We start from the raw sequence: 20,144 nt of genomic DNA on the forward strand, positions 1-20,144 counted from the left end.
ATAATAACAGTTGGTCTATAAGATACTAAACAGATTATTCATATCCATTTACTTGTATAAATTAACAATTAGAATTGACTGGGGTGTTCATATTGAAAATATCGACAAAGGGAAGATACGGGCTCACCATTATGATTGAATTGGCGAAAAAGCACGGAGACGGTCCGACGTCGCTCAAAAGCATCGCCCAAACAAACAGCCTTTCTGAGCATTACTTGGAACAGCTTGTATCACCGCTCAGAAACGCCGGACTCGTAAAAAGCATCAGAGGCGCTTACGGGGGTTACGTGCTCGGGGGCCAGCCTGAAGAGATAACGGCCGGAGATATTATCAGAGTGCTGGAAGGGCCGATCAGCCCGGTAGAAGTGCTTGAGGATGAAGAGCCTGCCAAGCGGGAGTTATGGATCCGCATCCGCGACGCTGTAAAAGACGTGCTGGACAGCACGACGTTAGAAGACCTTGCGAGCTACACGGACGGCGAGCAGGAAGCTTATATGTTCTATATTTAAACCAGAGGTGTACAGACAATGGAACGGATTTATTTAGATCATGCCGCGACTTCCCCGATGGATGAGCGTGTGCTCGAAGAGATGAAGCCCCATTTCTTCGGCAGTTTCGGCAACCCGTCAAGCATTCATTCATTCGGGAGAGAATCCCGGAAATGGGTCGATGAAGCGAGAGCGGACATCGCGCGCGAAATCAGTGCGAAAGAACAGGAAATTATTTTCACAAGCGGCGGCACGGAGGCTGATAATTTAGCGATTTTCGGAACGGCTGCCGCCCGGAAGAATGAAGGTAAGCATATCATTACGACCGCTATTGAGCATCATGCTGTATTGCACGCCTGCGAAAAGCTGGAAGAAGACGGCTTTGAGGTGACATACCTCATCCCCGGCCCTTCAGGACGGATCAGTGCAAATCAGGTGAAAGAAGCGCTCCGTGATGATACAATCCTTGTTACCGTCATGTATGGCAATAACGAAGTCGGTACCATTCAGCCGATTGACGAAATCGGAGAGCTGTTAAGCGGGCATCAGGCCTATTTTCACACAGATGCCGTCCAGGCATTCGGTTATATGCCGATTGACGTGAAAAAAAGCAGAATTGACATGCTGTCTGTTTCCGGTCACAAGCTTAACGGGCCTAAAGGGACAGGCTTTTTATATGTAAATCAAGAGGTGAAGCTGTCACCGATTCTTCTCGGGGGAGAGCAGGAACGAAAGCGCCGCGCGGGGACGGAAAATGTACCGGGCATCGCCGGCTTAAAAGAAGCGGTCGTCCTTTCAAACCGTGAGAGGGAAGAGAAAACAGCGAAGTATAAGGAGTTTAAGAACATTATCATGAGCACGCTGGAAAAATCCGGCGTCACAGCGGAGGTGAACGGAGATGCCGAGAAATGCCTGCCTCATATTTTAAACCTTTACTTTCCCGGTGTGCCGGTGGAAGCGCTGCTGGTCAATCTTGACATGGAAGGCGTTGCCGTCTCCAGCGGATCTGCTTGTACGGCAGGATCCGTTCTTCCGTCCCATGTGCTTACGGCCATGTTCGGAAGTGAGAGCGGCAGGCTGACTTCGTCAATCCGTCTCAGCTTCGGCCTCGGCAATACGCCGGAACAAATCGAAACAGCCGCCGAAAAGCTTGCCGCCGTCGTTAAACGGCTTGCTTAAAACGGCGGACTTACGTTTTTAATGGAGTGAATGCAAATGGAAAAACGGCCGGAGGATACAAGAGTCGTAGTCGGCATGTCCGGCGGTGTGGACTCTTCCGTGGCGGCCCTTCTGCTGAAGGAGCAGGGCTACGATGTAATCGGAATCTTTATGAAAAACTGGGATGATACGGACGAAAACGGTTTTTGCACGGCGACGGAAGATTATGAAGACGTCATCCGGGTCTGCAACCAGATCGGAATTCCGTATTATGCCGTCAATTTTGAGAAGCAATATTGGGAAAAGGTATTTCAATATTTCCTTGATGAATATAAAGCCGGAAGAACCCCCAATCCGGATGTCATGTGCAATAAAGAAATTAAGTTTAAGGCTTTCTTGGATCATGCTCTGTCACTCGGCGCGGATTATCTTGCGACGGGCCATTACGCCCGCGTGGACAGAAGCGCAGGTACAGTGCGCATGCTCCGCGGTCTGGATGAAAACAAGGACCAGACTTATTTTCTGAATCAGCTCAATCAGGAACAGCTCAGCAAAGTCATGTTCCCGATCGGTGATCTGCAAAAAAGCCGCGTGCGGGAAATCGCCAAAGAAGCGGAACTTGCAACAGCTGCGAAAAAAGACAGCACGGGAATCTGCTTTATCGGCGAACGCAACTTCAAAACGTTTCTCAGCCAATATCTCCCCGCTCAGCCGGGCGATATGATGACAATGGACGGAGAAGTAAAAGGGCGTCATGACGGTCTGATGTATTATACTATCGGACAGCGCCACGGTCTTGGAATCGGCGGAAGCGGCGAGCCGTGGTTCGCCGTCGGTAAAGATCTTGAAAAAAACATTCTGTATGTTGATCAAGGATTCCATAATCCGCTTCTGTATTCTGATAAGATCACGGCGACAAATGTCAGCTGGACGCGTCCCGGTCTGATGGACGGCGGCGAAATGACATGCACGGCGAAATTCCGCTACCGTCAGGAAGATCACAAAGTAACGGTGAAAATGACGGGTGATGATGAAGCGGAAGTCATTTTTGACGGGCAGGTACGCGCCGTTACGCCGGGACAAGCCGTCGTTTTTTATGACGGAGAAGAGTGCCTCGGCGGCGGAACGATAGATGACGTTTATAAAGACGGAACAAAACTGTGGTACGTATAACACATGTAAAAAACCTCAACTCGCATGTTGGGGTTTTTTAGCGAAAGGAAGTTAAAAATGGATTATAATAAAATCGGGATTGACGCCATGCAGGAGGGCGATTTTGAAAAAGCGGCAGAGGCTTTTACGAAAGCGATTGAGGAAAACGGGCAAGATCCGGTGCCATATATCAACTTCGCAAATCTGCTTTCTTCTGTGAACGAACTCGAACGGGCGCTTGCATTCTATAACAGAGCGCTCGAATTGGACAATTCGGCGGCAGCCGCTTATTACGGTGCGGGAAACGTATATGTGATGAAAGAATCGTTTTCCGAAGCGAAGGATATGTTTGAAAAAGCGCTTCGCTCCGGAATGGAAAACGGAGATTTGTTTTATATGCTGGGGACCGTTCTCGTTAAATTAGAGCGGCCGAAGCTTGCACTGCCATATTTGCAGCGTGCCGTTGAATTAAACGAAAATGACACGGAAGCACGCTTCCAGTTCGGAATGTGCCTCGCAAACGAAGAAATGCTGGATGAAGCTCTGGCGCAGTTTGAGACGGTGATCGAGCAGGACCCAAGCCACGCGGACGCAATTTATAATGCCGGGGTCGCTTACGCGTACAAAGAAAATCGTGAAAAGGCGCTTGAGATGCTGGAAGGCGCAATCGGCATACAGCCTGATCATATGCTTGCGCTTCATGCGAAACAGCTTATCACCCAGTCATAACAAAAGGAGGGAAGGCTCGTGGATCAGCTGAACATCGAGGAACAGCCGTATGTAAAAGGCGTCATTCATACGGTCATTTATCATAATGACACCAACCTGTATACAGTGCTGAAAGTCAAGGTTGCAGAAACGTCTGAGGCGATCGAAGACAAGGTCGTATCCGTAACGGGCTACTTCCCTCTGCTGCAAGAAGATGAGACCTACACATTTTACGGAAAAACCGCCACGCATCCTAAGTTCGGCCTGCAATTTCAGGCTGAGCACTTTAAAAAAGAAATTCCGACCACAAAAGAAGGGATCATTCACTATTTATCAAGTGATCTGTTTGAAGGAATCGGAAAAAAAACGGCGGAAGAAATCGTCAAAAAGCTCGGAGACGGCGCGCTCAATAAAATTCTGACGGATGCGTCGGTGCTTTACGATGTGCCGAAAATGTCGAAAAAGAAAGCGGATAAGCTTGCCGGAGAGCTGCAGCGGCATCAGGGGCTTGAGCAGATTATGATCTCTCTGAACCAATACGGTTTCGGGCCTCAGCTATCCATGAAAATATATCAGGCCTACGAAACGGAAACACTGGAGAAAATTCAGGAAAATCCTTATCAGCTTGTAAAAGACGTTGAAGGCATCGGCTTTGTGAAAGCTGACGAGCTGGGCGGAAAAATGGGTCTGTCAGGAAACCACCCGGAGCGGATCAAAGCGGCTATCTTATATACAATTGAATCGACCTGTCTTTCAGAGGGCCATACGTACATAGAAACAAAGCAGCTGATAATCAATACGCAAACGCTCCTGAATCAGTCAGCTGAAGGCGGCCGCGTCACGGAAATGGATGCGGCTGACGGCATCATCGCCCTCGGGGAGAGTAAGGATATCGTCATAGAAGGAGAACGCTGCTATTTTCCGTCCTTGTTTTACGCCGAACAAAATGTCGCAAAACGCGTGCTCGACATTGCGGCTCAGACGGAGTATGCCGATCAATTTCCTGAATCGGAATTTCTGCTTGCACTCGGTGAACTGGAAGAACGGATGAATGTTCAATACGCACCAAGCCAAAAGGATGCCATTCAAAAAGCGCTGTCTTCACCGATGCTTTTACTGACCGGAGGACCTGGGACGGGGAAAACGACCGTTATTAAAGGAATCGTGGAATTATACAGTGAACTGCACGGAGTATCGCTTGACCCCGGTGATTATAAAAAAGACGAGGCGTTCCCGGTGCTGCTTGCCGCGCCGACGGGAAGAGCCGCAAAACGGATGAGCGAATCTACGGGTCTGCCGGCTGTTACGATACACAGGCTGCTCGGCTGGAATGGCGCTGAAGGCTTTACCTACAATGAAGATCAGCCGATAGAAGGGAAACTGATCATTATAGACGAAGCGAGTATGCTCGATATCTGGCTCGCCAGCCATTTGTTTAAGGCGCTTCCTAAGCACATTCAGCTCATTGTCGTCGGTGATGAAGACCAGCTTCCTTCAGTAGGACCGGGGCAGGTGCTCAGAGACCTTTTGGCTTCTGAGGTGCTGCCGACCGTGCGCCTGACAGATATTTACCGTCAGGCTGAAGGATCATCCATTGTGGAACTTGCGCATGATATGAAAAAAGGACTGCTTCCAAAGGGGCTGACCGCGCCGACAAAGGACCGCTCATTTATCCGCTGTAATTCTTCACAGATTAAAGAAGTCGTGGATCAGGTCGTTTCGAACGCGTTAAAAAAGGGGTATACCTCCAGGGATATTCAAGTGCTTGCCCCGATGTACAGGGGAAAAGCGGGAATTAACGAGCTGAATATGCTTCTTCAAGACATCATGAATCCGCCGAAAGAAAAAAGGCGGGAGCTGAAATTCGGAGATGTCGTCTACAGGACGGGCGATAAAATATTGCAGCTTGTCAACCAGCCGGAAAACAATGTGTTTAACGGCGATATTGGCGAAATCGTGTCCATTTTTTATGCCAAAGAAAATACGGAAAAGGAAGACATGGTCGTCGTCTCATTTGACGGCAACGAAATCACCTTTACGAAAAAGGATTTCAGCCAGTTTACCCACGCGTACTGCTGTTCGATTCATAAGTCGCAGGGAAGCGAATTCCCTATTGTCGTCCTGCCTGTCGTCAAAGGCTACTATCGAATGCTCAGGAGAAATCTGCTTTATACCGCCATAACAAGAGCGAAAAAATTTCTGATTCTTTGCGGAGAAGAAGAAGCGCTTGAATGGGGCGTCAAAAACAATGATGCCACCGTCAGACAGACGTCGCTTAAAAACAGGCTCACAGAGCAGACTGAAGAGATGGATGCAGAACTGGCCGCCCTGCAAAAAGAGCTGCCGTTCAGTGTATATGATGCGAACATCGGAATGGAAGGCATCACGCCGTTTGACTTTATGGAAGAAAAAGCGTAAATAAAACCCGGAGCATAAACATGCGCCGGGTTTTCGCCTGTGGAAGTCATTTCAAAGTATGCTGCCCGGCTTCTTGGCAAAACCTATACGTGTTCAACAAAAGGTGGTTGATCACACTTTGAGAACATGCCATGCAGCTGAAGGACGAACAGTATATGACGAAAACACCGGGCGCAGTCTCGGGATGATATCGGATGTATGTTTCTCTCTGGACGGCCGGTTTCTCGGTTTCGTGCTGGAGCAGAAACGCCTGTTTCATAACCGCCATCTTTTTTTAGAGGCAAGTGATATAAAAGAGATGGATCAAGAAGCCGTAGCTGCCGGTCATGCTCATTTGCAGCCTTTGCCGAAGAGCTGTTTCACCTTTGAACAGATTAAGATGCAGCCGGTGAAATCGCCTGATGGTGAAATGTTCGGTTTGCTGGAAGATGTATACTTTTGTTTGGACAGGGGCATAATCGTAGCATATGAACTCTCGGACGGCTTCTTTTCAGATCTGGCTGGCAGACGCCAAGTGCGCCGCGCCGCCGATACGCTTATTGAAGCGGGGAAAGAAGGCATCGTCCTGAACGGATAAGAGGTGTAGTCTGTGCTTGTATGTCCGAACTGCAAAAGTAAAGATATCGGCAAAATCGGCGTAAACCAATACTATTGCTGGGGCTGCTTCATTGAGCTGACGGTGGCCAAAGGCAAAATTGCGACACATCAAGTAGAGGAAGACGGCACGTTAAGCAGTCTTGATGATTTGTTTTCTGAAGACGAACGCAGTATCAATTTTTAAAGTTGAAAGGAGATACGCGCGATGGGCAGAACAATGACCTCTCTGTTGGCTTTAGGAGCTGGAGCCGTTATGTATCGTATGGCTTCTCAGTCCGATATGCTGAATAAAAAAGGTATGAAACGGATGAGAAGACGAGTCATGAAAATGTTTTAAGCAGAAAAAAGGATACTTCTCCGGAAGTATCCTTTTTACGTTTGTCTCGCTTCCAGCCGTCTGGCTGCGAGAGACAGGCAGTAATTGACCGCGAAATACATCAGGGCCGCCAGCAGAAAGATCGGGAAAAAATATCCCCCGTCAGCGCTTTGTCCGTTTAAAATCTGCGCGTTATGAATCAGTTCGGGCAGAGCGATGACGACCGCAAGTGACGTATCCTTTAATAAGGAGATAAACTGGCTCACAATCGGAGGAACCATACGCCTGAGCGCCTGCGGCATGACGACGAGAAAAAGAGTCTGCGTGTACGTCAGTCCTGAAGAACGCGCCGCTTCAATCTGTCCTTTGTCAACGGATTGCAAACCGCTTCTGATGATTTCTGACAGCATGGCCGATTCAAAAATCGTCAGCGCCGTGATGGCGGCCGCGGTAATTTCCAGTTTGATCCCGATTTCCGGTAGGGCAAAAAACGTAAAGAAAATGATTAATAACAGCGGCAGGTTGCGAATGGTTTCCACAATGGCCGCTATAATGCCCGAGACGATAGGAATTTTCGCATAGCGCAAAGTGCCGGCGGCAAGCCCGAAAATAAAACTCAGGACAATGGAGATCAGCGCAACATAAAGTGTGACCAAAAAGCCGTCCCATAAAAACAGCAGATGGTCAGGTGTATAGGCGCCGCTAAAATCCATGTTTTTCACTCTCCTTCTCTAATAACTCTTTCCGAGACGTCTTTCCAAATAGTGAACCCCGATGCTGAGCGGGATCGTTACTATCAAATAAAAAAGCGCGACGAAAATATAGACATCAAACACGACAAGAGTGCTTGAGGAAACGAGATCCGCCTGATACATCAAATCGAGTCCCGCCACCACTCCGAGTATTGATGAGTTTTTGACAAGGTTGAGAAATTGGTTTCCGAGCGGGGGAATCACGATTTTTACGGCCTGAGGAAGAATGACGTATCTCATCGCCTGACTGTAGGTGAAGCCTGACGATCTGGCCGCTTCCATCTGCCCTTTGGAGACAGTCTGAATTCCGGCTCTGATGGCTTCTGCGATAAAGGCCGACGTGTATATCGTCAGCGCAATCGTTCCCGCCTGAAAGCCGTCCAGTCTCAGCCCGGCGTTCGGAAGTCCGAAATAAAAAACGAATGTGATGAGGAGAAGCGGGATGTTGCGGATAAATTCCACATACGCAGTGCCGATCCATTGAAGGGGTTTGAAAGCCATGATTCTCATGACTGCGATCAGAACGCCCAGCGCAAAGCTGCCTGCCAGCGCGATGAAGCTCGCAAGCAATGTGTGCAGGAAACCGTCCATATACATATCGAAGTTTTCCGTTAAAATTGAAAAGTTCATCTATGTCACTCCTTATAAAACGGGGATGAGCATGCCTGCTCATCCCGCGGTCCTTTCTATTTTGCCGGTTCTTCTTTAATCCATTTTTTATAGATTTTTTCGTACCTGCCGTCGGCTTTCATTTTTTTCAAAGAGGCGTTGATTTCCTTGATGAGTCCGGATTGGCCTTTTTTGACGGCGATTCCGTAAGGTTCATCGGTGAAGGTTTCGCCTGTCAGCTGATATTGTTTATTTTCATCTGCCATGCCGTATAAAATCGCATTATCAGTTGTGAGCGCATCTCCCTGTCCCGCTTTAAGCGCAGTGAACGCTTCGGCGTAATTTTCAAATTCCAGCACTGAGGCGTCAGGCGCTTTTTCTCTGATGTTTTGTGAGGAAGTAGAGCCTTTTACCGCCAATACTTTTGAGCCTTTTCCCAGGTCTTCGGTGCTTTTGATGCTGCTTCCTTTTTTGACGAGCAGGGATTGCCCGGCTTCAAAATAAACATCTGAGAAATCAACTTCTTTTTTCCGCTCATCCGTTATTGTCATCGTGGCGGTGATGGCATCGATATCGCCGTTTTGCAGCATCGGAATTCTCGTTTTTGACGTCACTTCTTTAAATTCCGCTTTCTTCTCATCCCCCAGAATATCTTTTGCGAGCTGTTTTGAGATATCAATATCGAAGCCTTCAATATCACCGGAGCTTGGGTTTTTCAGCCCGAATAACCTCGTGTCGGTTTTGACGCCGAAGATGATTTTGTCTCTGTCTTTAATAGAGGCTAACGTGTCTTTTCCCGTTCCTTTTGAATCTCCGGACGTTTCTTTCCCTCCGCAGGCGGCCAGCATAAAGACGGCCAGCAGTGATATCAACCCGAATGACAACCATTTTGTTACACGTGACATAAGCACTCCTCCGTTTCTTTTCAGTGATTTAAAATACGGCTTAAGAATAAACGCGCCCTCTCTTCACGGGGGCTTTCGTAAAATTCAGCCGGTGCAGCTTCTTCTAAGATGGCTCCGCCGTCGATAAACACGATGCGGTCCGCCACTTCTTTTGCGAATCCCATTTCATGTGTGACGACTGCCATGGTCATGCCTTCCTTTGCGAGTGTTTTCATGACATCCAGCACTTCCCCGATCATTTCCGGATCAAGCGCGGATGTGGGTTCATCAAACAGCATAATTTCGGGCTTCATCGCAAGCCCCCTGGCGATGGCGACACGCTGCTGCTGGCCGCCGGAAAGCTGTGAAGGATAAGCGTCCGCTTTTTCCGGTATACCGACTTTTTTCAAATAGTATAAGGCCGTTTCTTTTGCTTCTTCTTTTGATTGCTTAAGCACTTTGATCGGTGCGAGCATGATGTTTTGCAGAACGGTTTTGTGCGGGTACAGATGAAAATGCTGGAACACCATGCCGATATTGCGGCGGACCTTATTTATATCCGTTTTCTTGTCATGGATGGAGACGCCGTTTACCGTTAAGGCGCCTCCATCAACTGTTTCCAGCTGATTAATGCAGCGGAGAAGCGTGCTTTTTCCCGATCCTGAAGGTCCGATGATAACGACGACTTCCCCTTTTTTAATGTGCAGATTAATGTTTTTCAGCACGTGGAAATGTCCGTAGTGCTTATTTACATCCTGAAATGAAATCATGGCCATCCTCCTTAAAAAACATGAGTCATATTGACTGGACAGTTTTTGAAATCCTTTAACACATTACGATGGTTATACAGATTTTTATGAATATTATTTAGATTATTTCGTAATTTCTGATAATTATTTCCGTCAAGAGGTCTGCGTCATAAGGCGGAGTTTATGAAACGGGAATAATTCCGGCTTTCTGTCAAAAGATAAAGCAAGAGGTGAAACGTCATGCTTCAAAAACCGCTGCAGCTCTTAATGTGGACGGCTGTATGTCTGCTCGTTTTGTTAACAGTGTATGTCTTTTGCATGCTCGATATGTTATGGTCTCCCATTTGGCTTGTTATAAAATCTCTCTTTATTCCTATATTTATCGCAGTATTTATTGCTTATCTTTTACTTCCGATTACTGAATGGCTTCATAGAAAAGGGATGCCTAGAACTTTAAGCCTGCTTCTGATTTATTGCCTGTTTTTCGGCGGAATCGGCTGGGGGGTTTATAAAGGGGTTCCTGTTTTAATTGAACAGCTGCAGGATCTGTCTGAGAGCATTCCCGGTCTTGCCAAAAACTACAACAGCATGCTGAAGCATCTGCATAATCACACGGATCATTGGCCTGACGGCATGCACCATCGAATGGACAAAATGATTCAGCAGACAGAAACGTTTCTTGCCGGCACGATTGAAAGCACGATCAGAAGCATCCGTTTCGTGCTTGATTATATCCTGATCGCGGCGACGATTCCTTTTCTCGTGTTCTATATGGTGAAGGATATAGACGTCATGAAAAAGACAGTCTGGTATTTGACGCCGAAGTCCTGGAGAAAAAGGGGGAGTGAATTTCTGCGGGATGTAGACGACTCTCTCGGTGATTACATCCGCGGTCAGCTTCTCGTTTGTTTTTTGCTCGGGCTAATAGCCGGCGTTTCATTTTGGCTGTTCGGGCTTCCTTACCCGCTGATTTTGGGCCTTGCCATCGGGATTACGAATGTCATCCCGTATTTCGGTCCGTTTATCGGCGCTGTACCGGCGTTGCTCCTTGCGCTGGCGATTTCTGCTAAAGCTGTGATCATCGTAATCGTCACGATTTTTATTCTGCAATTTATAGAAGGAAACATTTTGAGCCCGCTTATTGTCGGGCGCAGTCTCAGAATGCACCCCGTCGTGATCATGCTGGCGCTCCTTGCCGGAGGAGAGCTCGCGGGCATTCCCGGCATGATTCTCGCTGTTCCGGCGGCAGCCGTTTTAAAAGTGACGGCCATACACTTTTTGCGGATCAGGACGGAACATTGACATTCGGGTTCTGCTTGTCTATAATTTCGAGTAGAATACATACGAATCTCGAGTGACGGATATGAGTACGCCGAAGCCCTGTTTAAGAGAGAAGCTCCGATACGCTGAAAGGAGCTTCAGCAGAAGATCGGCCGAAGCTAATCCTGAGTGCAGTTAAAGGCTGCCGCAGTCCTGCGTTACGGGATGAAAGGTGACAGGCCTTTTTCGGCCTGTAATCAGGGTGGTACCGCGAGACAGCTCTCGTCCCTGTGTGAACGCATGGTTTGCATAGGGAGAGAGCTTTTTTGCTGTCGCAAAAGAGAATTTCGGGTAGTGATAAGGAGGAATATAGATGAAACACTTAACTTCTGCTGAAGTGCGTCAAATGTTTTTAGATTTCTTTAAAGAAAAAGGCCATGCCGTTGAACCGAGCGCCTCATTGGTTCCGCATGAAGATCCGTCTTTATTATGGATCAACAGCGGCGTTGCGACGCTGAAAAAATACTTTGACGGCCGCGTTGTGCCGGAGAATCCGAGAATTGTAAACGCGCAAAAATCAATCCGAACAAATGATATTGAAAATGTGGGGAAAACGGCGCGCCACCACACGTTCTTTGAGATGCTCGGAAACTTTTCCATCGGTGATTATTTTAAAGAAGAAGCGATCACGTGGGCATGGGAGTTTTTAACGAGCGAAATGTGGATCGGCTTTGATCCGGAGCTGCTGTCTGTAACGGTTCACCCTGAGGATGAAGAAGCTTATACGCTATGGGCGGAAAAAATCGGCGTTCCGGAAGAAAGAATCATCCGTCTGGAAGGGAACTTCTGGGATATCGGCGAAGGCCCGAGCGGACCGAATACGGAAATTTTCTATGACCGCGGCGAGAAATACGGCAATGACCCGTCAGATTCTGAATTGTATCCGGGCGGCGAAAATGATCGTTATCTTGAAGTATGGAACCTGGTATTCTCAGAGTTCAACCACAACCCGGACGGCACGTACACACCGCTTCCGAAGAAAAACATTGATACGGGCATGGGGCTTGAACGGATGGTCTCCGTGATTCAGGATGTCCCGACAAACTTTGACACTGATTTGTTTATGCCGATTATTGAAGCAACAGAGCGCATTTCCGGAGATGCTTACGGAAAGGACGCAGTGAAGGATACGGCCTTTAAAGTGATCGCCGATCATATCAGAACGGTCGCATTTGCGGTAAGCGACGGGGCGCTGCCTTCGAACGAAGGGCGCGGGTATGTACTGAGACGCCTCTTGCGCCGGGCAGTGCGATACGCGAAAACCATCGGTATCAGCCGTCCGTTTATGTACGAGCTAGTACCGACTGTTGCAGGAATTATGGACGCTTTCTATCCGGAGGTGAAAGAAAAGCAAGAGTTTATCGCCAAAGTCATCAAAACGGAGGAAGAGCGCTTCCACGAAACATTAAACGAAGGTCTGGCCATTTTATCCGACGTGATAAAGAAAGAGAAGGAAAAAGGCAGCGGCATCATCTCCGGAAAAGACGTATTCAAACTGTACGATACGTACGGATTCCCGGTTGAATTGACGGAGGAATACGCGGAAGATGAGCAAATGACGGTTGACCATAAAGGCTTTGAAGCCGAAATGGAAAAACAGCGTGAACGGGCGAGAAATGCGCGCCAAGATGTAGGAAGCATGCAGGTTCAGGGCGGCGCGTTGCGCGACATTACCGCAGAAAGCACATTTGTCGGCTACAGTGCCGTAAAAGCTGAAGCGAAGGTGATCGAGCTTCTTCATGACGGGCAATTAATCAGCGAGGCGCATGAAGGGGATACCGTCCAAATCCTTCTTGACAAAACGCCTTTCTATGCTGAAAGCGGCGGACAGATCGGTGACAGAGGAGTGCTGAGAAGCGAGCAGGCTGTCGTAACCATTAAAGACGTGAAAAAAGCTCCGAACGGTCAGCATGTACACGAAGGCACGGTGGATAGCGGCACGATTCAAAAAGGCGCAAGCGTGACGGCTGAAGTTGAAGATCAAATGAGAAGCGGCGTGGTGAAAAACCATACGGCTACCCACCTTCTGCACCAGGCGCTGAAAGACGTTCTCGGCACACATGTCAACCAAGCGGGTTCACTCGTTACCGAAAACCGTCTGCGTTTTGACTTCTCTCATTTCGGTCAAGTGACGAAAGAAGAACTTGAACGCATTGAAGGAATCGTCAACGAAAAAATCTGGGAGAGCATTCCGGTAGCGATTGATTTGAAACCGATCAATGAAGCGAAAGAAATGGGCGCGATGGCCCTGTTCGGCGAGAAATACGGCGATATCGTCCGCGTCGTACAAGTCGGAGATTACAGCCTTGAGCTTTGCGGCGGATGCCATGTCACGAATACGGCTGAAATCGGCCTGTTTAAAATCGTATCCGAATCAGGGATCGGCGCAGGGACACGAAGAATTGAAGCCGTAACAGGAAAAGGCGCTTATCAGGAAATGAACAGCCAGCTCAGCCTTCTGCAGCATGCTGCGGACGAGCTGAAATCAAACGTAAAAGACGTACCGAAGCGAATTCAGTCTCTTCAAGCGGAGCTGAAGGAAGCGCAAAGAGAAAATGAATCATTGCTCAGCAAACTCGGCAATGTGGAAGCCGGAGCCATTCTGTCTAAAGTAAAAGACATCGGCGGCGTAAAAGTGCTGGCTGAAAAAGTAAATGCGAAAGACATGAACCACCTTCGCACTATGGTGGATGATCTGAAAGCGAAGCTCGGTTCTGCGGTCATCATTCTCGGCGCCGTGCAAAATGAGAAAGTCAACCTTTCAGCAGGCGTGACGAAAGACCTGATCGAAAAAGGCCTTCATGCCGGCAAAATGGTCAAACAAGCGGCTGAAGTCTGCGGAGGCGGAGGCGGAGGCCGTCCGGACATGGCACAGGCCGGCGGAAAGCAGCCTGAAAAATTGGAAGAGGCGCTCGCATCTGCGGTAGATTGGATAAAATCCGTTTTATAATCCTTTCAAGTAGTGTAGAATGATGATAAGATGAGGACCTCAGGCTGAACTTTGCCTGCGAATTTGGGAAAGAGGTGCAAAACGGTGAGCTCGTTTGATAAAACGATGAAATTTAATTTCTCCGATGATTCTGCTGAAACAAACGTCGAAGAAGTGCTGAATACGGTATATGATGCGCTTCAGGAAAAGGGGTACAATCCTATCAACCAGATTGTCGGATACTTGCTGTCTGGAGATCCTGCATACATTCCTAGGCATCGCGACGCCCGGAACTTAATTCGCAAACTGGAACGTGACGAATTAATTGAGGAATTGGTAAAATCCTATCTAGAACAGCATAAAGAGGCGTAAATACATTCATGAGAATATTGGGACTTGATCTTGGAACGAAAACACTCGGCGTAGCTTTAAGCGATGAAATGGGCTGGACCGCTCAAGGCATTGAGACGATAAAAATAAACGAGGCTGAAGGAGATTACGGTCTGGACCGTTTATCCGAGCTGATGAAAGACTATAATGTAGAGAAGATCGTGCTCGGTTTTCCGAAAAACATGAACGGGACGATCGGTCCGAGAGGCGAAGCCAGCCAAACATTTGCGAAACTGCTTGAAACAGCGTACAATGTCCCTGTTGTGCTGTGGGACGAGCGTCTGACGACGATGGCGGCTGAAAAAATGCTGATCGCGGCTGACGTCAGCAGGCAAAAACGAAAAAAAGTCATTGATAAAATGGCGGCTGTCATGATCCTTCAAGGATATCTGGACAGTTTAAACTAAGAGGTGAAAAAAATGGAACACGGCGAAAAACACATTACAATTGTCGATGATCAAGGCAACGAACAGCTTTGCGAAGTGCTGTTCACATTTGAAAACGACACATTCAACAAATCTTACGTACTTTATTATCCGATTGATGCTCAAGACGATGATGAAATCGAAATTCACGCTTCAAGCTTCGAACCGAACGAAAATGGTGAAGACGGCGAACTGATGCCGATTGAAACCGATGAAGAGTGGGAAATGATCGAAGAAACGCTGAACACGTTTTTAGCGGAAGAAGACGAAGAATAAAATGAACGGAAAAAGCCGGAGCGCATATGCGCTTCGGCTTTTTTTTGTAATAAATTGCCGAATGCACATGAATCATGTAGTATAAGAGCTGTTGGGAGGAAAATACTTGTATGAATATCAATCAGACTAAACATTCATTTCCGCGTAAAAACAAAAAAATGACGATAATACTGTCCTCCGTGATCGCTCTGCTTATCATCATTTGCGGTGCTTTTTTCTATGGAAAATCTCTGCTGTCTCCGGTTGACAAAGGCAGCAAAACGGCAGTCAATATTAATATTCCGAGCGGTTCTTCCGTTTCGGCAATCGCTGAAATTCTTGAGGATCAGCATGTCATCAAAAGCAAAAAAGCATTTCAGCTGTATGTGAAGTATAAAGGCGCTTCCGGATTTCAGGCGGGATTTTACCACCTGAATAAAGGAATGGATGCGGATGCGATTATCAAAAAACTGACCGCGGGATCAACGGGATATGCTTTTCAGATCTCCGTTCCTGAAGGAAAACAGCTTACGCAGATTGCGGATGCGATCGCAAAAGAAACATCATATTCAAAAGAAGAGATCATGGCGAAACTGGATGACAAAACATTCATCGGCAAACTGAAGAAACAGTTTCCTGATACGATAACGGACGCGCTTTCAAACAAGAAGCTCAAGCATCCGCTAGAAGGCTATCTGTATCCGGCCACATATCCTTTTAATGATCCGGATGCATCGCTTGACACGATTTTGACGGCAATGGTTCAGGAAACAAACACCCGTATCGAAACATATAAATCTGAACTGGAAAAAAAGAAACTTTCCGTCCATAACGCGCTGACAATGGCATCGCTTATTGAAGAAGAAGCCACCGCCAAAGCCGACCGTCACAAAATCGCCAGCGTTTTTTACAACAGGCTCGAAGAAAAAATGCCGCTGCAGACTGACCCGACGGTATTATATGCGGCCGGTAAGCATAAAAGCCGGGTCTACTACAAAGACCTGAAAATTGATTCTCCGTTTAATACGTATAAACATAAGGGGCTGCCGCCGGGACCGATTGCAAATGCCGGTGATTCATCATGGGAAGCGGCTCTCCGCCCTGACAAAACGGATTATCTCTATTTCCTTGCAAAATCAAACGGCGAGGTTGTTTTCACCAAAACATTAAAAGACCATAATAAAGCGAAGGAAAAGTATATTTCCAAAAAAGACAGCGAATAAAAGGAGGGCAAAAGCTCTCCTTTTATTCCATTCTGAAAGGTTTTATGATAAAATATATCGGGTTGTTTACTTATGGATAAAGAAGTGTCTTAAGAGAGTGTCCCCGCGGATTCGTCAGGGGCACTCCTTTTTAGAACGGAGGCTGTTTGCCGTGAATGATCGGTATGAACAAATAAACGAGTATATAAACGCGATGCTGAAGCCTCGGCCTGATAAAGTGAAAAAGCTTGAAGCCTATGCAAAAGAGCACCATGTTCCGATTATGGAAGAAGCGGGCATTGAAGTGCTGCTTCAAATGCTGTCGATTCAACAGGCGAAAAACATTTTGGAAATCGGCGCGGCAATCGGATATTCCGCCATACGGATGGCGCTTGAGCTTCCGGATGCGAATATTTACACGATTGAACGGGACGACAAACGCTATGAAGAAGCTGTGAACAATATAAAAGACTTTGAAATGGAAAACCGGATTCACGTAGTGCACGGGGATGCGCTGGAACTTTCTGAGTCTGTCCGTGTCACGGCTCCTTATGATGCCATTTTTATCGACGCGGCCAAAGGCCAGTACACGAACTTTTTTGAGCTCTATGAACCGATGCTTGCGCCGGATGGAGTCATTTTTACGGACAATGTTCTGTTTAAAGGGCTGGTGGCGCAAAATCACTCGGACATTGAGCCGAAAAGAAGACGGAAGCTTGTTGAAAAAATTGATCAATATAACCAATGGCTGATGGACCGGCCTGACTATCAAACGGTCATACTGCCGGTCGGAGACGGCATCGCCATCAGTAAAAAGAAGAGGTGAAGGATCATGAAAAAACCTGAACTTTTGGTGACTCCGACTTCTGTACAGGATATTCTTCCGCTCATTCAAGCGGGCGCAACGGCCCTGTTAGTCGGAGAACAGAGATACGGCCTGAGACTGGCCGGTGAATTTTCAAGAGAAGATATAAAAGAAGCCGTAAAGACAGCTCATCAGGAAGGCGCGAAAGTGTACGCTGCCGTCAATGCTATTTTTCACAACGAAAAAGTGGACGAGCTGAACGGCTATCTTGCCTTTTTGCAGGAGGCCGGCGTTGATGCGGCTGTTTTCGGTGATCCGGCCGTTTTAATGGCGGCGCGTGAAGCGGCTCCCGAGCTTAAACTGCATTGGAGCACGGAAACAACGGGAACCAACTACTATTCCTGCAATTACTGGGGACGCAAAGGCGCACGGCGGGCAGTGCTGGCTAAGGAATTAAATATGGACAGCATCATTGACATAAAAGAAAACGCCGAAGTGGAAATTGAAATTCAAATCCATGGCATGACGTGCATGTTCCAATCGAAGCGTTCTTTAGTGGGCCATTACTTCGAATATCAAGGTAAAGTCATGGACATCGAACAGAAGAAAAAAGAAGCGGGGATGTTTCTGCATGACAAGGAACGTGGCAATAAATACCCGATTTTTGAAGATGAAAACGGCACGCACATCATGAGCCCGAACGATGTGTGCATGATTGATGAATTAGAGGACCTGATGGACGCCGGCATCGATTCTTTCAAAATCGACGGAGTTTTGAAGTCTCCTGAATACTTAACTGAAGTGACCCGCATGTACAGAGAAGCAATCGATTTGTGCTTCGAAAGCCGAGAGACATACGAAGAGAAAAAAGAGAGCTGGATAGAGCGGATTGAAAGCATTCAGCCTGTGAACAGAAGCATCGACACAGGATTCTTCTTTAAAGAAACGGTCTATTAAAAAGGAGGGTGCAACGGATGACAGCCGTAAATCAAACCATTTCCAAAGTCGTAAACGGAAAACGCGTCATTACGAAAAAACCTGAACTCCTTGCTCCGGCAGGAAACCTTGAAAAATTAAAAATTGCCGTTCATTACGGAGCGGACGCGGTTTTTATCGGAGGACAGGAATACGGACTCCGCTCAAATGCGGATAACTTCTCAATAGAAGAAATCGCAGAGGGCGTAGAATTTGCCAAAAAATACGGGGCAAAAATATATGTGACAACAAACATTTTCGCCCATAATGAAAATATGGACGGTCTGGAAGAATACTTAAAAGCGTTGGGAGACGCAAAAGTTGCCGGAATTATCGTCGCTGATCCGCTGATTATTGAAACATGCCGGAGAGTGGCCCCGGACGTAGAAATTCACCTCAGCACACAGCAGTCCCTTTCCAACTGGAAAGCGGTGCAGTTCTGGAAAGAAGAAGGGCTTGACCGCGTAGTGCTTGCCCGTGAAACGAGCGGACTGGAAATTAAAGAAATGAAGGAAAAGGTGGATATTGAAATTGAAACCTTTATCCACGGCGCCATGTGTATCGCTTATTCAGGCCGATGCGTGCTGAGCAATCACATGACGGCCCGGGATTCTAACCGCGGCGGCTGCTGTCAGTCCTGCCGCTGGGATTATGACCTGTATCAGACAGACGGTGCAAACGCGGTCGCGCTCTACGACGAAGAAGACGCTCCGTTTGCGATGAGCCCGAAAGATTTAAAATTGATTGAATCCATCCCGCAAATGATCGAGATGGGCATCGACAGCCTGAAAATTGAAGGCCGGATGAAATCGATTCATTACGTTGCGACGGTTGTCAGCGTGTATCGCAAAGTCATCGACGCATACTGCGCTGATCCTGAAAACTTTGTCATTCAAAAAGAATGGCTGGATGAGCTGGACAAATGTGCAAACCGGGATACCGCGCCTGCTTTCTTTGAAGGCACGCCCGGGTATGAAGAGCAGATGTTCGGTGAACACGGAAAGAAAACAACATTTGATTTTGCCGGTCTCGTGCTCGCGTATAACGAGGAAACTCAAATGGTGACGCTCCAGCAGCGCAATTTCTTTAAACAAGGTGACGAAGTGGAATTTTTCGGTCCTGAAATCGACAATTTCACATTCACAATCGGCACTATTTGGGACGAAGACGGAAACGAGCTTGATGCTGCCCGCCATCCCCTGCAAATCGTTACATTTAAAGTAGACAAAAAGATTTATCCGAGCAACATGATGAGAAAGGGGAAGTAATCACCAATGGGTAAGAGTCCTGTAGTTATAGGCATCGCAGGAGGTTCCGGATCAGGAAAAACAAGCGTCACCCGTTCCATCTATGAACAGTTTAAAGGACACTCGATTTTAATGATCCAGCAAGACCTTTATTATAAAGACCAAAGCCATCTTCCGTTTGAAGAAAGGCTGAACACAAACTATGATCACCCGCTCGCATTTGATAATGACTATTTAATCGAGCATATTCAAGAGCTTTTGAATTACCGGCCGATAGAAAAGCCGATTTATGATTATAAACTGCATACGCGTTCTGAGGAAACCATTCCGGTTGAGCCGAAGGATGTCATTATTCTGGAAGGCATTCTCGTTCTCGAAGATAAAAGACTTCGCGACCTCATGGATATGAAACTTTATGTCGACACGGACGCGGATCTCCGTATCATCAGACGGATTATGAGAGATATTAACGAAAGAGGCCGTTCAATCGATTCTGTCATTGAGCAGTATGTGTCCGTCGTCAGACCGATGCACAATCAGTTTGTTGAACCGACGAAACGCTACGCGGACATCATTATTCCGGAAGGCGGACAAAACCACGTCGCGATTGATCTGATGGTCACGAAGATTCAAACGATCCTTGAACAAAATGCAATTTTGTAATACCATAGCATAGACATAAATAACTCAGACCATATTATGTATAGGCTGGAAGGGAATGAGACAGTTCCCTTCTTTCCCTGTTTATAAACCGAAACATTTGCA

At 47.3% G+C, this 20,144-nt stretch carries 22 protein-coding genes and 1 other annotated feature; of the genes, 18 read left to right on the forward strand and 4 right to left on the reverse strand.

The window, feature by feature from the left end:
- Positions 1–92: 92 nt before the first annotated feature.
- The 8 genes from cymR to V7728_RS05930 all read left to right on the forward strand — a co-directional run bounded on the left by cymR (position 93) and on the right by V7728_RS05930 (position 6,858).
- Complete coding sequence (cymR, locus tag V7728_RS05895; protein WP_003152730.1) at positions 93–509, forward strand: cysteine metabolism transcriptional regulator CymR; 417 nt, start codon at positions 93–95, stop codon at positions 507–509.
- 18 nt (positions 510–527) lie between these two features.
- Entirely contained in the window at positions 528–1,667 is a 1,140-nt protein-coding gene (locus V7728_RS05900; RefSeq protein ID WP_099566985.1) for a cysteine desulfurase family protein, read from the forward strand.
- Between the two features lie 36 nt (positions 1,668–1,703).
- Positions 1,704–2,819, forward strand: coding sequence for a tRNA 2-thiouridine(34) synthase MnmA (mnmA, locus tag V7728_RS05905; RefSeq protein ID WP_012118077.1), 1,116 nt, complete (start codon positions 1,704–1,706; stop codon positions 2,817–2,819).
- An 87-nt stretch (positions 2,820–2,906) separates the two neighbouring features.
- Entirely contained in the window at positions 2,907–3,527 is a 621-nt protein-coding gene (locus V7728_RS05910) for a tetratricopeptide repeat protein (protein ID WP_099567283.1), read from the forward strand.
- A gap of 18 nt (positions 3,528–3,545) precedes the next feature.
- The gene (recD2, locus tag V7728_RS05915) at positions 3,546–5,924 is read left to right on the forward strand and encodes an SF1B family DNA helicase RecD2 (RefSeq protein ID WP_007408204.1); all 2,379 of its coding nucleotides are present in this window, start codon (positions 3,546–3,548) and stop codon (positions 5,922–5,924) included.
- 118 nt (positions 5,925–6,042) lie between these two features.
- Positions 6,043–6,501, forward strand: coding sequence for a PRC-barrel domain-containing protein (locus V7728_RS05920; protein WP_007408205.1), 459 nt, complete (start codon positions 6,043–6,045; stop codon positions 6,499–6,501).
- Between the two features lie 12 nt (positions 6,502–6,513).
- Positions 6,514–6,705: a hypothetical protein gene (locus V7728_RS05925; protein WP_003152738.1), complete on the forward strand. Its 192-nt coding sequence runs from the start codon at positions 6,514–6,516 to the stop codon at positions 6,703–6,705.
- 21 nt (positions 6,706–6,726) lie between these two features.
- Complete coding sequence (locus tag V7728_RS05930) at positions 6,727–6,858, forward strand: YrzQ family protein (protein WP_003152741.1); 132 nt, start codon at positions 6,727–6,729, stop codon at positions 6,856–6,858.
- A 35-nt stretch (positions 6,859–6,893) separates the two neighbouring features.
- Here V7728_RS05930 and V7728_RS05935 read toward each other — a convergent pair whose 3' ends face one another.
- Genes V7728_RS05935 through V7728_RS05950 form a run of 4 tightly spaced genes read right to left on the reverse strand, consistent with a single transcriptional unit; the run spans position 6,894 to position 9,852 of the window.
- Positions 6,894–7,550 carry an amino acid ABC transporter permease gene (locus V7728_RS05935; protein ID WP_012118075.1) on the reverse strand — a complete coding sequence of 219 codons (657 nt, stop codon included), beginning with the start codon at positions 7,548–7,550 and terminating at the stop codon, positions 6,894–6,896.
- An 18-nt stretch (positions 7,551–7,568) separates the two neighbouring features.
- A complete protein-coding gene (locus V7728_RS05940; protein ID WP_032866635.1) occupies positions 7,569–8,219 on the reverse strand; it encodes an amino acid ABC transporter permease in 651 nt (216 codons plus the stop codon).
- Between the two features lie 56 nt (positions 8,220–8,275).
- Positions 8,276–9,103, reverse strand: a complete 828-nt coding sequence (locus V7728_RS05945) for a transporter substrate-binding domain-containing protein (protein WP_007408208.1) — start codon at positions 9,101–9,103, stop codon at positions 8,276–8,278.
- 20 nt (positions 9,104–9,123) lie between these two features.
- On the reverse strand, positions 9,124–9,852 hold the full coding sequence (locus V7728_RS05950) for an amino acid ABC transporter ATP-binding protein (protein WP_007408209.1): 729 nt from the start codon (positions 9,850–9,852) through the stop codon (positions 9,124–9,126).
- A gap of 219 nt (positions 9,853–10,071) precedes the next feature.
- On the opposite strand from V7728_RS05950, the gene V7728_RS05955 reads away from it, so the two are divergent.
- The 10 genes from V7728_RS05955 to udk all read left to right on the forward strand — a co-directional run bounded on the left by V7728_RS05955 (position 10,072) and on the right by udk (position 20,042).
- Positions 10,072–11,133 (forward strand): AI-2E family transporter, encoded by a 1,062-nt coding sequence (locus V7728_RS05955; protein ID WP_007408210.1) that lies wholly within the window; start codon positions 10,072–10,074, stop codon positions 11,131–11,133.
- A 43-nt stretch (positions 11,134–11,176) separates the two neighbouring features.
- Positions 11,177–11,384 (forward strand) — a binding site (T-box leader).
- Between the two features lie 80 nt (positions 11,385–11,464).
- The gene (gene alaS / locus V7728_RS05960) at positions 11,465–14,101 is read left to right on the forward strand and encodes an alanine--tRNA ligase (RefSeq protein WP_032866637.1); all 2,637 of its coding nucleotides are present in this window, start codon (positions 11,465–11,467) and stop codon (positions 14,099–14,101) included.
- 84 nt (positions 14,102–14,185) lie between these two features.
- The gene (locus tag V7728_RS05965) at positions 14,186–14,452 is read left to right on the forward strand and encodes an IreB family regulatory phosphoprotein (RefSeq protein ID WP_012118070.1); all 267 of its coding nucleotides are present in this window, start codon (positions 14,186–14,188) and stop codon (positions 14,450–14,452) included.
- Between the two features lie 8 nt (positions 14,453–14,460).
- Positions 14,461–14,877, forward strand: coding sequence for a Holliday junction resolvase RuvX (gene ruvX / locus V7728_RS05970; protein ID WP_003152750.1), 417 nt, complete (start codon positions 14,461–14,463; stop codon positions 14,875–14,877).
- 12 nt (positions 14,878–14,889) lie between these two features.
- Positions 14,890–15,171, forward strand: a complete 282-nt coding sequence (locus tag V7728_RS05975; protein WP_003152751.1) for a DUF1292 domain-containing protein — start codon at positions 14,890–14,892, stop codon at positions 15,169–15,171.
- Between the two features lie 110 nt (positions 15,172–15,281).
- Positions 15,282–16,373, forward strand: coding sequence for an endolytic transglycosylase MltG (gene mltG / locus V7728_RS05980; RefSeq protein WP_032866639.1), 1,092 nt, complete (start codon positions 15,282–15,284; stop codon positions 16,371–16,373).
- 151 nt (positions 16,374–16,524) lie between these two features.
- A complete protein-coding gene (locus V7728_RS05985; RefSeq protein ID WP_025285043.1) occupies positions 16,525–17,178 on the forward strand; it encodes an O-methyltransferase in 654 nt (217 codons plus the stop codon).
- 6 nt (positions 17,179–17,184) lie between these two features.
- Positions 17,185–18,114, forward strand: coding sequence for a peptidase U32 family protein (locus V7728_RS05990; protein ID WP_007408214.1), 930 nt, complete (start codon positions 17,185–17,187; stop codon positions 18,112–18,114).
- A gap of 17 nt (positions 18,115–18,131) precedes the next feature.
- Positions 18,132–19,400: a peptidase U32 family protein gene (locus V7728_RS05995; RefSeq protein WP_003152759.1), complete on the forward strand. Its 1,269-nt coding sequence runs from the start codon at positions 18,132–18,134 to the stop codon at positions 19,398–19,400.
- Between the two features lie 6 nt (positions 19,401–19,406).
- Positions 19,407–20,042, forward strand: coding sequence for a uridine kinase (gene udk / locus V7728_RS06000; protein ID WP_003152763.1), 636 nt, complete (start codon positions 19,407–19,409; stop codon positions 20,040–20,042).
- Positions 20,043–20,144 lie beyond the last annotated feature (102 nt).

It is taken from the genome of Bacillus sp. JHAA, assembly GCF_036961585.1.
In the GTDB taxonomy this organism is placed as follows: Bacteria; Bacillota; Bacilli; order Bacillales; family Bacillaceae; genus Bacillus; species Bacillus velezensis.

Bases quoted from the DNA above. Each gene is read 5' to 3' on its own strand.
- V7728_RS05940 (WP_032866635.1), bottom strand. From the start codon at position 8,219: ATGAACTTTTCAATTTTAACGGAAAACTTCGATATGTATATGGACGGT.
- udk (WP_003152763.1), top strand. From the start codon at position 19,407: ATGGGTAAGAGTCCTGTAGTTATAGGCATCGCAGGAGGTTCCGGATCA.
- alaS (WP_032866637.1), top strand. From the start codon at position 11,465: ATGAAACACTTAACTTCTGCTGAAGTGCGTCAAATGTTTTTAGATTTC.
- V7728_RS05955 (WP_007408210.1), top strand. From the start codon at position 10,072: ATGCTTCAAAAACCGCTGCAGCTCTTAATGTGGACGGCTGTATGTCTG.
- V7728_RS05995 (WP_003152759.1), top strand. From the start codon at position 18,132: ATGACAGCCGTAAATCAAACCATTTCCAAAGTCGTAAACGGAAAACGC.
- ruvX (WP_003152750.1), top strand. From the start codon at position 14,461: ATGAGAATATTGGGACTTGATCTTGGAACGAAAACACTCGGCGTAGCT.
- V7728_RS05975 (WP_003152751.1), top strand. From the start codon at position 14,890: ATGGAACACGGCGAAAAACACATTACAATTGTCGATGATCAAGGCAAC.
- V7728_RS05910 (WP_099567283.1), top strand. From the start codon at position 2,907: ATGCAGGAGGGCGATTTTGAAAAAGCGGCAGAGGCTTTTACGAAAGCG.
- V7728_RS05945 (WP_007408208.1), bottom strand. From the start codon at position 9,103: ATGTCACGTGTAACAAAATGGTTGTCATTCGGGTTGATATCACTGCTG.
- V7728_RS05930 (WP_003152741.1), top strand. From the start codon at position 6,727: ATGGGCAGAACAATGACCTCTCTGTTGGCTTTAGGAGCTGGAGCCGTT.
- V7728_RS05900 (WP_099566985.1), top strand. From the start codon at position 528: ATGGAACGGATTTATTTAGATCATGCCGCGACTTCCCCGATGGATGAG.
- V7728_RS05950 (WP_007408209.1), bottom strand. From the start codon at position 9,852: ATGATTTCATTTCAGGATGTAAATAAGCACTACGGACATTTCCACGTG.
- V7728_RS05990 (WP_007408214.1), top strand. From the start codon at position 17,185: ATGAAAAAACCTGAACTTTTGGTGACTCCGACTTCTGTACAGGATATT.
- mnmA (WP_012118077.1), top strand. From the start codon at position 1,704: ATGGAAAAACGGCCGGAGGATACAAGAGTCGTAGTCGGCATGTCCGGC.
- V7728_RS05935 (WP_012118075.1), bottom strand. From the start codon at position 7,550: ATGGATTTTAGCGGCGCCTATACACCTGACCATCTGCTGTTTTTATGG.
- mltG (WP_032866639.1), top strand. From the start codon at position 15,282: ATGAATATCAATCAGACTAAACATTCATTTCCGCGTAAAAACAAAAAA.